The 13,851-nt window shown below is 34.7% G+C and carries 14 protein-coding genes and 3 pseudogenes; 8 read left to right on the top strand and 9 right to left on the bottom strand.

Annotated elements, in window-relative coordinates:
* Positions 1–152 precede the first annotated feature (152 nt).
* A pseudogene (locus EA652_RS07600) lies at positions 153–296 on the bottom strand (N-acetyltransferase); the annotation flags it as partial.
* A 16-nt stretch (positions 297–312) separates the two neighbouring features.
* Between EA652_RS07600 and EA652_RS01200 the strand changes: the two are divergent.
* Positions 313–1,476, top strand: a complete 1,164-nt coding sequence (locus tag EA652_RS01200; RefSeq protein ID WP_012673102.1) for a multidrug effflux MFS transporter — start codon at positions 313–315, stop codon at positions 1,474–1,476.
* A 27-nt stretch (positions 1,477–1,503) separates the two neighbouring features.
* Here EA652_RS01200 and prfA read toward each other — a convergent pair whose 3' ends face one another.
* Complete coding sequence (gene prfA / locus EA652_RS01195) at positions 1,504–2,583, bottom strand: peptide chain release factor 1 (protein WP_007548640.1); 1,080 nt, start codon at positions 2,581–2,583, stop codon at positions 1,504–1,506.
* Between the two features lie 98 nt (positions 2,584–2,681).
* Here prfA and yihA point away from each other — a divergent pair, with 98 nt between their 5' ends.
* The 4 genes from yihA (at position 2,682) to EA652_RS01170 (ending at position 6,051) form a co-directional block, all read left to right on the top strand.
* Positions 2,682–3,275: a ribosome biogenesis GTP-binding protein YihA/YsxC gene (yihA, locus tag EA652_RS01190; RefSeq protein ID WP_006280523.1), complete on the top strand. Its 594-nt coding sequence runs from the start codon at positions 2,682–2,684 to the stop codon at positions 3,273–3,275.
* A 4-nt stretch (positions 3,276–3,279) separates the two neighbouring features.
* Positions 3,280–4,191 (top strand): acetylglutamate kinase, encoded by a 912-nt coding sequence (argB, locus tag EA652_RS01185; RefSeq protein ID WP_012673100.1) that lies wholly within the window; start codon positions 3,280–3,282, stop codon positions 4,189–4,191.
* 702 nt (positions 4,192–4,893) lie between these two features.
* A complete protein-coding gene (gene dut, locus EA652_RS01175; protein ID WP_012673099.1) occupies positions 4,894–5,355 on the top strand; it encodes a dUTP diphosphatase in 462 nt (153 codons plus the stop codon).
* A gap of 78 nt (positions 5,356–5,433) precedes the next feature.
* Positions 5,434–6,051 carry a hypothetical protein gene (locus tag EA652_RS01170; RefSeq protein ID WP_173862874.1) on the top strand — a complete coding sequence of 206 codons (618 nt, stop codon included), beginning with the start codon at positions 5,434–5,436 and terminating at the stop codon, positions 6,049–6,051.
* 224 nt (positions 6,052–6,275) lie between these two features.
* On the opposite strand, the gene EA652_RS01165 is transcribed toward EA652_RS01170, so the two are convergent.
* The 5 genes from EA652_RS01165 to yidC all read right to left on the bottom strand — a co-directional run bounded on the left by EA652_RS01165 (position 6,276) and on the right by yidC (position 10,540).
* Positions 6,276–7,658 (bottom strand): IS66-like element ISWen3 family transposase, encoded by a 1,383-nt coding sequence (locus EA652_RS01165; protein ID WP_007548562.1) that lies wholly within the window; start codon positions 7,656–7,658, stop codon positions 6,276–6,278.
* A gap of 31 nt (positions 7,659–7,689) precedes the next feature.
* Positions 7,690–7,878: a hypothetical protein gene (locus EA652_RS07510; protein ID WP_146038234.1), complete on the bottom strand. Its 189-nt coding sequence runs from the start codon at positions 7,876–7,878 to the stop codon at positions 7,690–7,692.
* A gap of 73 nt (positions 7,879–7,951) precedes the next feature.
* Positions 7,952–8,434, bottom strand: a complete 483-nt coding sequence (gene nusB / locus EA652_RS01155; protein WP_007549265.1) for a transcription antitermination factor NusB — start codon at positions 8,432–8,434, stop codon at positions 7,952–7,954.
* Positions 8,434–8,862 (bottom strand): 6,7-dimethyl-8-ribityllumazine synthase, encoded by a 429-nt coding sequence (locus tag EA652_RS01150; protein WP_006279647.1) that lies wholly within the window; start codon positions 8,860–8,862, stop codon positions 8,434–8,436. The genes nusB and EA652_RS01150 overlap by 1 nt, the downstream gene beginning before the upstream one ends.
* Positions 8,840–10,540 carry a membrane protein insertase YidC gene (yidC, locus tag EA652_RS01145; protein ID WP_012673097.1) on the bottom strand — a complete coding sequence of 567 codons (1,701 nt, stop codon included), beginning with the start codon at positions 10,538–10,540 and terminating at the stop codon, positions 8,840–8,842. Before yidC ends, EA652_RS01150 begins: the two co-directional genes overlap by 23 nt.
* A 113-nt stretch (positions 10,541–10,653) precedes the next feature.
* Between yidC and EA652_RS01140 the strand changes: the two genes are divergently transcribed.
* Both EA652_RS01140 and EA652_RS01135 read left to right on the top strand, forming a co-directional pair.
* The gene (locus tag EA652_RS01140; protein WP_144078579.1) at positions 10,654–10,944 is read left to right on the top strand and encodes a hypothetical protein; all 291 of its coding nucleotides are present in this window, start codon (positions 10,654–10,656) and stop codon (positions 10,942–10,944) included.
* Positions 10,945–10,965: 21 nt separating this feature from the next.
* Positions 10,966–11,268: pseudogene (locus tag EA652_RS01135) on the top strand (TIGR02281 family clan AA aspartic protease); the annotation flags it as partial.
* Positions 11,269–11,285: 17 nt separating this feature from the next.
* Here EA652_RS01135 and EA652_RS01130 read toward each other — a convergent pair.
* A complete protein-coding gene (locus EA652_RS01130; RefSeq protein ID WP_007548562.1) occupies positions 11,286–12,668 on the bottom strand; it encodes an IS66-like element ISWen3 family transposase in 1,383 nt (460 codons plus the stop codon).
* A gap of 78 nt (positions 12,669–12,746) precedes the next feature.
* Here EA652_RS01130 and EA652_RS07255 point away from each other — a divergent pair.
* Positions 12,747–12,959 (top strand): annotated as a pseudogene (locus tag EA652_RS07255) (TIGR02281 family clan AA aspartic protease); the annotation flags it as partial.
* Here the strand turns inward: EA652_RS07255 and secF are convergent.
* On the bottom strand, positions 12,956–13,834 hold the full coding sequence (gene secF / locus EA652_RS01120; RefSeq protein WP_006280410.1) for a protein translocase subunit SecF: 879 nt from the start codon (positions 13,832–13,834) through the stop codon (positions 12,956–12,958). The pseudogene EA652_RS07255 and the gene secF sit on opposite strands and share 4 nt — an antisense overlap.
* Between the last annotated feature and the right edge of the window lie 17 nt (positions 13,835–13,851).

Raw genomic sequence — 13,851 nt, 5'->3', positions numbered from 1 at the left:
TGTATGATAAAATTATGTTAAGTTTCTGTAAAGCTTCTTGCATATTTTTGAATAATGACATATTTACTAAAAATTAAACTGCTTGTAGTAATTTAGACGGACTGTTGAAAAAGTAAGAGGAAATAAGTAAAGTTAGGACAGAGAGTAAGAGCTTTAACATAGTTGTCATATTTTTCTTTAATTAACCCTAGTGTCCAATTTATCCACCATTCCTTCACATGAGGTGTTTCTAACCATTTTAATAACAGTAAAAAATGTTCTTCTTTCAACGCTTTAAATGTGATATTTTTATTCATTAATTGAAAATCTCAAATGTTACTACCCTTTCTATTAATCCTGTCTCTAATTGCCAAGTTCATTGAAATTGACATTTCCGTACCTAGTTTTCCTGATATGGTGCACTATTTTAACGTATCAGAAGGAACAATTCAATTAACTATTGCTTATAATTTTTTAGGCTTTTGCATAGGAGGGTTGTTTTTTGGTCCATTGTCTGAATGCTATGGCAGAAGGAGAATTATGATCATAGGTAACACTTTGTTATTAATCGGCGCTGTTGGTTGTGTTTTTGCACCGTCGATTTTTTGGCTTTTAATCTCTCGCTTTGTTCAGGGCATTGGTGTTAGCACATCTGTAGTTGTGTTTGCAATCGTTGCAGACAGCTACAAAGGCGACGAAGCGGTGAAATTTATTGGAATCATGAATTCTGTTCTTACAGTTGTCATGGCAATTGCGCCAGTGTTAGGCAGTTTCATCAATGAAATTGTAGGATGGCGTGGTAATTATGCAACTGTTGCAATACTTTGTTTAATCTCTTGGGTTTTGCTGCTTTTAGCGTTACCAGAAACAAAAAAGGACCGCGATATTTTCAGTTTGAAAAAAATGATGAAAGATTACAGAAAACTACTATCTAGTCCGAGGTTTGTTACGTTGTCTTTGATGTCAAGCCTCTTTTCTGCTGCGTATATGTCATTCATTACTTGTGGACCTTTTCTGTATATGAAGACTTTTGGTTTATCTAGCACTATTTATGCACTACATCAAGGTGCAATAGTTGGGTGCTTCTCACTCATCAGTCTATTTGCTGGCAAAATCTTGCAGAAACTTGGAGCAATAAAGTGTGTAATTTCTGGTACGAGCGTGGGTGCTATTGGGTCTCTATTGCTTGTAATATTCAGTATAATTGTACCCCACTCTTTCTACTTAGTAACACTGTCTATGATTATTTTTTCTATCGGTTGTGCAATTTTCCAGCCAGTGATTTTTAATGCATCAATAAATGTTTTCCCTGAAATTAAAGGCACAGCTTCTTCTGCAGTCTCGTTCATTAGAGCTTTTATCATGGCTATTTTTATCGGCTTAACAAGCTACATTTACAATGGTCAAACAATTAGTGTAGCTGTTCTTGTTTTATCCGCGATAGTACTAGAACTTGTTTTTACTGTCTATCTATTGCGTTTAAAAGATCCTATGTAATTAATAAAGATATTCCATTGTAGGCTGCTAACTTTCCCCGGCCAATCTTTCTGCTTCATTGCGTGAAATTAATGCCTCAATAAATTCATCTAGTTCACCTTCTTTTATGATCTGCTCTAGCCGATGTGAAGTTAGATTAATTCTGTGGTCTGTTATTCTTGATTGTGGAAAATTATATGTTCTTATGCGCTCGGAACGATCACCAGAGCCAATCTGACTTTTCCTCATTGTTGACCTTTCCATTTCTTTTTTTTGTCTTTCAATTTCGTATAGCCTTGCCCTCAATACTTTGAGCGCTTTAGCTTTATTTTTATGCTGCGATTTTTCATCTTGCTGTATCACAACTATCCCTGTTGGCAAGTGGGTGACCCTTACTGCGCTGTCAGTTGTATTCACTGATTGCCCTCCAGGACCACTGGATCTATAAACATCTATTCGTAAGTCTTTTTCTTCTATTTTAAAGTCAACTTCTTCTACTTCAGGTAATATCGCAACAGTAGCGGCAGAGGTATGCAACCTTCCTGAGGATTCAGTTTCTGGCACTCTCTGTACTCTGTGCACCCCTGATTCAAATTTCAACCTTGCAAAAACTTCTGTTCCATTAATGAGTGCAGAAGCTTCCTTATAGCCACCTATACCTGTATTAGAAATGCTTATTGGCTCGAACTTCCAATTTCTTCTTTCTGCATATTTTTGATACATACGAAATAACATTGCTGCAAATAATGCTGCTTCTTCTCCGCCTGTACCTGCTCTAATTTCTAATATTGCATTTCTTGAGTCATCTTCATCTTTGGGCAATAATGCTAACTTTAATTTTGCTTTTATTTTTGGTAATAATACCTTGTGCTTTTCGAAGAATTCTTCTTTTGCTAACTCTTTTATATCACCTTCGCTGTTTTCATCTTTCATTATTTCTTCTAAGTCTGAAATTTCCTCTTTCAGCGTGTTATATTCGTCAATTATCTTGATTATTGGCCTGAGCTCAGAGTATTCCTTTGAAAGGGTAATGAATTCTTTTTGACTTAAATTGGTAGGATTTTCCAAATTTCTCTCTATATCATTAAATTTTTTCTTTAAGTCTTGTAAATTATTTTCCATATCCATATAGCACAGATCTAGCTAAGTAATATATACTGAAATAAAAAATTTCTTATATCAAGCAATAACACTATAATATACCTACTACCTTCTAGTTGAATATAATGGCAAAACAGATAACATCAAACTGCAATTTCATATTTGGAGCTTCGGACATAAAATCATTACCAAATGAGTCGGCTCCAGAGATTGCGTTTGCTGGTAGATCAAATGTAGGAAAATCCAGTCTGATTAACTTACTGATAAACAGCAAAAAAGCTGCCAGAGTTTCCTCTAAACCTGGATGCACTAGACAAATAAATTTTTACTCTATGTACAATGATAAGTTCAGGCTTGTTGACCTACCAGGGTATGGTTATTCTCATGCAGGTAAGGAGGAAATTATACAATATTTAAACTTAATTGAGTATTATCTAATTCAAAGAAGAAATCTAAGAAGAGTGTTTGTGTTGATAGATAGCAAGGTAGGATTAAAAGAAATAGACAAAGACTTCATTTATTGGTTAATATGTAATAACATTAACTTTAACGTTGTGCTAACAAAAATAGATAAAGTAAGTCAAAAAAGCTTAGGTGCTGTTATAGAAGATATTCAAAGATGGATTAATAATGAGAATGTGTCAATTCATCAAATGAGCATCCGTGTTAAGCATAAAATAACCAAGGTAAGAGATGAGTTTTTCAAGTTTACAAGATAAAAAAATGAAGAGTAGTGAATTCTTAAAGGGTGAGGTATCATTTGAACAAAAAGCAGAAATATTATTTGAAGTGCTATCTAATATACCTAGCTTTGTAGGCGAGACTTTTGTCATTAAATGCGGTGGTACAATAATCTTAGATGAAACACTATTTAACACTTTTGTGCATAATGTTGTCTTGTTGAAGCAGCTTGGTATAAATCCGGTAATAATTCATGACGGAGAATATGAAATTAACTCGGTGTTAAAAGTGCTGGGTATGGACAGTAAATTTGTGAATGGTATCAGACTTACAGACAGAGACACTATGAAAATCATTGAAATGGCACTGTGTGGCTCAGTTAATAAAAAAATTGTTCAGCATATAAATTCTGCTGGTGGTTCAGCTATTGGATTATGTGGAAAAGATGGTAACTTAATTAAAGTCGAAAAAATAACCGCTACGCTTAGAGAAGATAGATCAAATAATATCGAAAAGATATTAGACATGGGGTTCATCGGTAGACCCACTGAAATCAATCCTGATATATTATTTTTTATTGAAGAATCAGATTTTATACCAGTTATTGCACCAATTGGTCATGGAAAAGATGGGGAAACATATCATATTGATGCCGATAGCACTGCAAGCGCAATCGCAATCGCAGTTTCTGCATCTAAAATGATAATCTTGAGTGACACAGATGAAGAAATAGATAAAATTGGTGGCAGGAAGATATCTGTTAAAAATTTAAATGCATCGATTGATTGTGGGAAAATTAAAGGGGAAAAATTTATTGAAAGGCTTATGGCATACGTTAAAATGGCGGAGGAATGTGCTGGAGTTGTTCACATAGTTGATGGTAGAATACCTAACATTATGCTTGATTTATTTACTGAGAGTAATTCAAGCATATCGATTGTGAGTGATTTATAGCTATACTGCTTGCAACTACACGAATACCAAGAGGGTGTCATTCAAGTAGCTGACACTGGAATGACAGCAATCTACGTCATACCGCGATTCATTCGCGGTATCTCAGATCCCGCTAACAAGCAGCGGGATGACGGTTGTCGTTTAGCCATAAATATTAAGAAATTTACCAAACAAAAAAAAGGCAAAAGAAGCCCCGTGGTTATTATCCGCTTTAAAATATTGGCGTTTTTTATGTTTTAAACGCTTGACAAGCAAGATTTAGCTGCTTTTAATTGCAACTAACCTATGCTGCAAATGTTTAAGAAATTTACCAAGCAGAAAAAAAGACAAAGAATCCCCGAGTTAGCTAGTCTTTTACTATCTCTGTCGAGTATTGGCATTTTTTGATGTCTTGTAACGCTTTATAAGCGCGTTCAGCTTATTTAGATAAAAATCTAGATGTAGATGAAGTTTTGTAAAGACATACAGTATCTATATACTGCAAAAAATTGAACATAAGACGCCGATACATTAAGTAATCCTTACCTTTTAATCTGCAGATTGGCGAAAGCAAATACAATAGCTTCAGTTTCATGATAAGGGGGCTGGCGGAGTTTGTCAAGGAATTTTTATGGCTGCGCTGGAATGACATCATTTACATTTATCACTTTTGCAGATACAATTTACATGCTATAATTGAGTCTTCATAGATGGTAAATTGGAGTGCAAAGAAGTAAAATTAAAGTAGAAATAAAAAGATTATCACACGGAGAAGACTTGTCTCTTCCATGTTATGCAACTGTGCAAAGTGCTGGTATGGATCTTTATGCTGCATTGAATGACTCTGCTGTTTTAAATCCACTTGAGAGATTACTTGTTCCAACTGGAATTGTGATTGCAATACCAAACGGTTTTGAGGGGCAAGTACGCCCACGTTCTGGTCTTGCTGCAAAACATGGAATCACTGTCTTAAACTCTCCGGGCACTATAGACTCTGATTATCGAGGTGAGGTTAAAATTTGCCTAATTAATCTAAGTAATCAACCATACGAAATAAAAAGAGGAGATAGAATCGCACAAATCCTTATTTCTCCGGTATCTCAGGTAATTTGGGATGACAGAGAAGAATTCTGCGCAGAAGAAACCGGTCGCAATGCAGGGGGCTTTGGCTCAAGCGGCAGGTAGCTTACGAAAAAGCTTGACTATGACAGTTCTTTTATACACAATTTAAGCATATTAATATTTTATTAAATGAAGTCGTTTATGCTAACTTTCAAAAATCATTGTGGCCAGCTCCACAAAGCAAACACTGTATTTGTTGCATTTACTGCTATATACGTTATAGGTGGATTAGCAATACTTTCAACACCGCTTTGGAGGCCTTCAACTTGCAAGCTAGCAGCTTTTGCAGCTACACCACTTGGAATGGGCGTTTTAGCATTTGTTGCTGCTGCGCTGACTTATTTAGCAATATATGCTATCAGCAAAAATAACGAAATATCTGAGTTGAAAGCTCTGAAGGTTATTAAGGATGGGTTGCTAGTAACAAAAGACGCATTTAGGGAAATTGCAAGGAATAACCAAGTTAAAGATGAAGAAGGTAAGGTAGAAAAGGATAAATATTATATAGACTTCAGCTTAGAAGGCAAGAACTACCGTATTATTGTTGATATTAATCAGCTTACCAGTATACTAGGCAATACTTTACTCTTCAAGATAGGTTCACTAAAAGAGAAAAACGATGAAGGTAAGTTCGAGGCAGTAAATGAAACAAAGTGGAATAAAACATTAGGTTTAGACAAAGATGGTGCTAAAGAGGTTAACACTTATTTAGGCTCACCTATTGTTGAACAAGCTGCTAAAGGAAAAGTACTAGACTAGACAGCTAAGTATAAAAGAGGTAGATTAAGTCTGCCTCTTTGTTTTTTTGATTTTCAGTGTTACGCGCATAACTGCATGGATGTTGCGATTCTCAAGGCAACGTATCTGTTTAGATGCATGGCTAATGCTGAAACAAAAATTCCAGTGTTCCCTTTCTTGTCATCCCAGTGCTTGACACATAACTGTACAAACATTCATTTTTGGTATCCGTTCAGGAGAGTGGTTTAAGAAACAATAGATAGGAGATTTTGGAAAGGATTGAGACCCCTTTGTTTCCAAGTTAAGTATAATGAAATTATCCGCTCAAGGAATGTATTTCCCCGCTTTGATTGTGTAAAATATGAGTTTTTGCGATAAACGACATAATGCCGAATTTGCCGTTCAGCGTGGTTATTTGTCAGCGGAATATTTTCTGGGTCATCTAAAAATTTCCACATCATTCTTTCAGATCTCAGAACATTTTTTGCAACTCGAGAGGCTCCAATTGCTTCAGGTAAACGAGATATCTCCTTCAAGTAATACTTTGTACGTTTTCTTAATTTTCTGGCACGTCTGACAAACCTCAAAACATCTATCTCACTTTTTAGTAAAGCTTTTTTTAGTGCAAATAATTCAGTGGCCACGTTTCTCAAGTAACAACCCAGAACTTTAACTTCAATATTCCAACTATGTGCTAATCTTTCAAAATCTCTTGATAAATGTGCCCAACAGATTTGCCTGTTTTTATCGGCAAAATAATTGTATGCTGCATACCTGTCAGTTATTACCAAGCTATTGCGATTGCAGAATTTACTATTTTGTAAAACTTTCATTCCTCTTGACTCTGTAAATTTTACAAAACTTGCCGTATTGCTTGCAAACATCCAACACCAAGCGAGTTTACCTTTGTTATAATGGCTCGTTTCATCAATATGTAGAACTTTACTCCTACTTATCTCTTGTTCGATCTGCTCATACATTTTTTTGCATTTTGAAGCAACTCTATGTTCACTATTTGATATGCTACCGACGCTTATGTTCAAATTGAAGATATCATTTACGACACTCGCTATTTCGCGTTTTGAATTTTTGTAGAATCCGCTGAACGCTGCAATTATTGACTTAACCCTTGGACCAAATGTATCTGGCGTAACACCTTCCGGTAACTTGCTACTTCTTCTCTTTCCGCATCTCCGACAACGGCCATGTTCTAACTGATATTCCACTACATAAGGCTTGATTTCTGGAAGATCAACTTTCTGATGAATATATGGTTTTTCACATATTGCAATTTCTCCTCCGCATTCGCAAGTATTAGGCAACTCTATCTTTACTACTTTATCTGCATCCATGTTGGCGCGAAAACTTCCTTTATGACCAACCTGACCGCCAATATTCCTTTCGCTTTTCGGCTTATTCTTTTTTATTTTATACAACTCTTTGGAACTTGGTATTGATGAATTTTTTGAGCTTAAACCGAGTCTTTCTCTTAACTCAGCATTTTCTATCTTTAAAGCCTTATTTTCTGCTTTTAAACTTTCATTCTCTTTTTCCAATCTTTCTATTTTTGCTTCTAACCTTTCTATTTTTTGCTGTAAATTTTTGCAAAGTTCTAAAAGGTTTACCATATTATTTCACTTTTGCTCTATGATTATCTTTTTAGATCACCTTGTCTACCTTATTCTGCCACTCCGCTGAACGGATACCATTTTTGAAGGTAAATTGCACAACAGATAATGTCATTCCAGTGCTCCCTTTCTTGTCATCCAAGTAGCTGACACTGGGATCCAGCTTTTGATCGAAAATGTTGTATAGTGCACAATCAATTTTTCTGGATTCCAGTGTCAAGCACTGGGATCTGGTAGACAATGTTCATACAGCAGCTACTCGGATGACACCTTGTGCTTGCTGGCTATAATTGCTAAGGATTTTTATTTAATTTAACTGCATCTTTTGCCTTATCCAATAACCCATTAATAAAACCAATTTCGCTTGGTTTATCAAGTAAATCAGATGCAATGTTAGTATATTCATTAATGACAACTGGAACTGGCGTATCACAATTAGCTAACTCACATATTGCAACACGCAAAATAGATAAGCTTATAAGATTTAACCGTGAAAGGGACCAACTTGGGTGTAAATAAGACTCTATTATTTTATCATATTCTTCACTGCTTTTTATAACCTTATATAACAAGTTTTCTAAGAACTGATGTTCAAATTCTTCACATTCAAATATATCTTTCAACTTATTTATGTAGTCCTTAAGCTCACAATTTTCCAGTTTAAAAGTGCTTTTGTTGTAACCTACGAAAATATTTGAATAAGCAATTTGTACAGCAAGAAATCTTGCCGTGCTTCTTTTTATGCGCCACTTTTTATCTACTGGTTTTTCCTCCATTATTTTAATTTATTGTGTAAATCTATCATACGCAAAACAGTTGAGGCTGCATGGCCACCAACGTTCTTTTTGTTTTTATCAGCTCTAACTAGTGCTTTATCTTTGCTGTCAGCGGTAATTACACCCATACCAAGGGGTATTGCATAATGCATAACAACCTCATTTAAGCCTTCAATTACTCCTTTACAAACATATTGATAATGATCGGTTTCACCGCGAATTACGCACCCAAGAGCTAAATAACCATCATAATTAGTATGCCCACTCTTGACTGCAAAAAGAATTGTAGCTGGTATCTCAAATGTACCAGGAACCTCAACTACATCGTAACTGGCATTACTGCCTTTTAATTTATCAATTGCACCTTCAAGCAAAAGGTTCGCTATTTCAGTATAATAAATCGAATTAACTATTAGTATTCTCGACATTTACTACCACTTTTTTTGTTAAAAACAACTTTATTAATGACTGTTGAATTAGAGTTATAATATTACTAAATATCCAATATATTACCAGGCCGGCAGGAAAAGAAGAAAAAATAAAGACAGAAATGTAAGGTAAAAACTTCATAACATTTACTTGAATATCATCTTTACTGGTTTGATCTTTCTCACTTAGCTTCTGCTGAATTATCATGGTGGCACCGAAAATTATAGGTAAAATGCCTATAGAAATAGGAAAGTTATAATTAAACAACCCAAATAATGTAAAGATGTTCGTTGGGTCAGGAGCTGAAAGATCCTTAATCCATAAAAAAAAAGGAGCATGCCTCATCTCTATAGTAACAAATAATACTTTATATAGAGCAAAAAATACCGGTATTTGTATTAGCATGGGAAAAATGCTCGACATTGGATTTACGTTGTTTCTCTTAAACAATGCAATTGTCTCTTTATGCTGCTTTAAGCTGTCATTTTTATACAACTCTTTTACACGAGTTAGCTCAGGCTGCAAGCTTTTCACCTTGAACATTGAAACATATGATCTATTAGATAAGGGAAGCATCAAAAGTTTGATTACTAAAGTCAGCAATAATATTGCTAAGCCAAAATTCTTTAAAACGAAGTTAAAGTATTCAAGCAGTAAAAACACTGGTTTAGTTATAAAGTAAAGAACACCAAAATCTACAGCTTTATCAAACAAAGGTATATTGAGAGTATCCTTATAAGAATCCAGTAAATTCAACTTTTTTGCTCCAGCAAAAAAATAATTCACATTAGAAGTGCTTGCACCAGGAAGTATACTCTTATAAGACTTAACAAAATCTACTTGAAATTTATCAATATCATTAGCGTTAGTATGTTTAATGCTTACATTTATTTTATCAGATTTTTCAGGTATGATGACTGTGAGCCAGTATTTATCAGCAAAACCAAACCAATTTTTTTCACTTGTATTTGCTTTTATTAAATGTTTCTTGGAGATATCCTTATACGTCCACTCCTCCAGTTTATTATCAAATGCACCCAGTACTCCCTCATGTGATATCCAATAAGACTCATTAATATTATCACGTTTACGGTTGATTTTACCATAAGGAACCAAAACTACATTATCCTTTGTATTATTTTCAACAACTTGCTCAACTTTAAACATGTAATTATCGTCGAGGTTAATTTTCATTCTAAATAAAATGCCATTCTCATTGTCCCAAGATAAATTGACCTCTTTTTGATTAAGTTTATCTGCTCGCCAGACTGCTTTAGAATCTGGAACTTTAATCTTGTTACTCGGATCGAGCCACCCAAATTCTGCGAAATATACATCTTTTGATTCTGCAGGTGACAGTAACACCACTTGTGGAGAAGAAGAACTCGGTTCTAAGTGGTAATTAGTTAAAATTAAGTCATCAAACCTTGCACCTTTCAGAGAAATTGATCCTTTAATCATGTTATTGGTTAAACTAACCCTCTGTTCTCGAGTAGAATTAATAATTTCAGAACGATTCTGGTGTATTATAGGAGCAAGGTCGTTAAAAGATTCGATATGTTCAATCAATGGCTGATTTTGGTTTGTACTAAAAAAATTATCATAAATAATACGCCAAGACACCATGATTAACATGGAAAGGATAGCTGCCAAAATTAAACTTTTTGCTTCTGACATGAAATTAAATCAAACATATCTTCTTAAAGTGTATACTAAATATTGTACTAAAACAATGAAATTTACTTATTTTGAATAATAACTTTTAACGCTAATCTTAAAAATTTATTGTAATGGCTTCAAATTTTAACGATAAACTGCTCTTTTTAACCCAAGTAGCTGACACTGGTTCTTTTTTTCTAGATTCCAGTGTCACGTGCACAATTGTACAAACGTTTGTTTTCGAAGACAGTGTGTTAGCCGGTTTTACCTCAAGTACAAAGGTGTCATCCCAGTGCCTTGACTACTTGGATCCAGAAAAATTGATTGTGCACTATACAACATTTTCGATCAGAAAACTGGATTCCAGTGTCAAGCACTGGAATGACATCAGGAAGTGCGTTGTTAACTTTTTGCTCAAATAATGATTATGCAAGAGGTCTGATATGAACGCGGTGAAAAATCTAGTTATTTGGTTACTAATAATAGCCACCACTGCAATGCTTATTGATTCACAAAGGGACAAACTAAGCGACAGATTTCTCAGTACTTTTTTACCATATAAAGGAAGAATTCAAAATAGTGGAAGTATCGAATTTACGAAATCATACGATGGACACTTTTATATTCAGGCTCAAGTCAATGATAGCAATATAACGTTTTTGCTTGATACTGGAGCAACCGATATTGTTCTATCACAAAAAGACGCATTACATGCTGGTATTAACTTACAAAACGTTCAGGAGTATCCGTTCAGGAGAGTGGTTTAAGAAACAATAGATAGGAGATTTTGGAAAGGATTGAGACCCCTTTGTTTCCAAGTTAAGTATAATGAAATTATCCGCTCAAGGAATGTATTTCCCCGCTTTGATTGTGTAAAATATGAGTTTTTGCGATAAACGACATAATGCCGAATTTGCCGTTCAGCGTGGTTATTTGTCAGCGGAATATTTTCTGGGTCATCTAAAAATTTCCACATCATTCTTTCAGATCTCAGAACATTTTTTGCAACTCGAGAGGCTCCAATTGCTTCAGGTAAACGAGATATCTCCTTCAAGTAATACTTTGTACGTTTTCTTAATTTTCTGGCACGTCTGACAAACCTCAAAACATCTATCTCACTTTTTAGTAAAGCTTTTTTTAGTGCAAATAATTCAGTGGCCACGTTTCTCAAGTAACAACCCAGAACTTTAACTTCAATATTCCAACTATGTGCTAATCTTTCAAAATCTCTTGATAAATGTGCCCAACAGATTTGCCTGTTTTTATCGGCAAAATAATTGTATGCTGCATACCTGTCAGTTATTACCAAGCTATTGCGATTGCAGAATTTACTATTTTGTAAAACTTTCATTCCTCTTGACTCTGTAAATTTTACAAAACTTGCCGTATTGCTTGCAAACATCCAACACCAAGCGAGTTTACCTTTGTTATAATGGCTCGTTTCATCAATATGTAGAACTTTACTCCTACTTATCTCTTGTTCGATCTGCTCATACATTTTTTTGCATTTTGAAGCAACTCTATGTTCACTATTTGATATGCTACCGACGCTTATGTTCAAATTGAAGATATCATTTACGACACTCGCTATTTCGCGTTTTGAATTTTTGTAGAATCCGCTGAACGCTGCAATTATTGACTTAACCCTTGGACCAAATGTATCTGGCGTAACACCTTCCGGTAACTTGCTACTTCTTCTCTTTCCGCATCTCCGACAACGGCCATGTTCTAACTGATATTCCACTACATAAGGCTTGATTTCTGGAAGATCAACTTTCTGATGAATATATGGTTTTTCACATATTGCAATTTCTCCTCCGCATTCGCAAGTATTAGGCAACTCTATCTTTACTACTTTATCTGCATCCATGTTGGCGCGAAAACTTCCTTTATGACCAACCTGACCGCCAATATTCCTTTCGCTTTTCGGCTTATTCTTTTTTATTTTATACAACTCTTTGGAACTTGGTATTGATGAATTTTTTGAGCTTAAACCGAGTCTTTCTCTTAACTCAGCATTTTCTATCTTTAAAGCCTTATTTTCTGCTTTTAAACTTTCATTCTCTTTTTCCAATCTTTCTATTTTTGCTTCTAACCTTTCTATTTTTTGCTGTAAATTTTTGCAAAGTTCTAAAAGGTTTACCATATTATTTCACTTTTGCTCTATGATTATCTTTTTAGATCACCTTGTCTACCTTATTCTGCCACTCCGCTGAACGGATACGTTCAGGATTTTAAAATATATGAAACTGCGAAAGGTCAAATAAAAGCTGGAGTGGTTCAAATACCTCAAGTTAAAATAGGAAATTTTTTGATTAATGATGTACAGGCAAGCGTTAACACTCATTCTATGTCTCATTCACTACTTGGAATGAGCTTTTTAAGGTATTTTCATTTCACTATAAGAGATAATAAGTTGATATTATACCGCGACTAAACACTTCTACAATCTAAAGCTCTGTAGGTCAATATAGGAGCAGAAATAAATATTGCAGAACAAGTGCCAATCAAAATACCAAAAAAAATGATCAAGCTGAAGTCTTTCACTGCATCTGTGCAGATTAATGCCAAAGGAAGAGCAGCAAGAAGGGTTGTACCAGAAGTTAATATAGTGCGAAATAATGTAGCGTTGATACTTGCATCTACTATCTCACTCATCCGCCCACTTTTACCACTCTTGCAATACTCTCGAATCCGATCGTATATAATTACTGAGTTATTGATTGAATAACCAATGACAGTGAGGAGAGCTGCAACTGATGAAATATTAAACTCAATGCCAGTTAGGCTAATAAAACCAACAGTTAAAATCACGTCATGAATCAGTGCTGTTATTCCACTGAATCCACATTGCCAATTAAATCTAAACCAAACGTAAAAAAATATTCCAACAATCGCGATCAACATGGATAACATTCCTTCAAATATTTGTGTTGAGCTTATTTGTGGGCCAACATAGTCTATTTTACGATAGCTTATTGAGCTACCTAGCTTTTCTTCTAGTATGCTTTTTATCTTTTTGATTTTATCTTCATCTCCTTCATCTTTAAAACGCATGACTAAATTATCACCCGCTTTTGAACTCTGCACTGTAAAACCATTTTCTTTTAATGCATCGAGAATAGAGTGATTCTCATCTGAAGATTTTATCTCTATCAAAATTCCGCCTGCAAAGTCTATGCCTAAGTTCACTCCACGCAGTACAACAATGAGCATTGAAAAGATGATAAGAATAATGCTAACGAGTGCTGTCAAATTTCTATATTTACTAAACTTGATATTGAGGTTATCTGGAATGAGTCTAAGTGCCATGCTATTTACTTAAACTT

This window comes from Wolbachia endosymbiont of Drosophila ananassae, from assembly GCF_008033215.1.
Taxonomy (GTDB): Bacteria; Pseudomonadota; Alphaproteobacteria; order Rickettsiales; family Anaplasmataceae; genus Wolbachia; species Wolbachia pipientis.
Note: the sequence above shows the minus strand (reverse complement) of the source record. Positions and strands in the feature narration are given on the sequence as shown.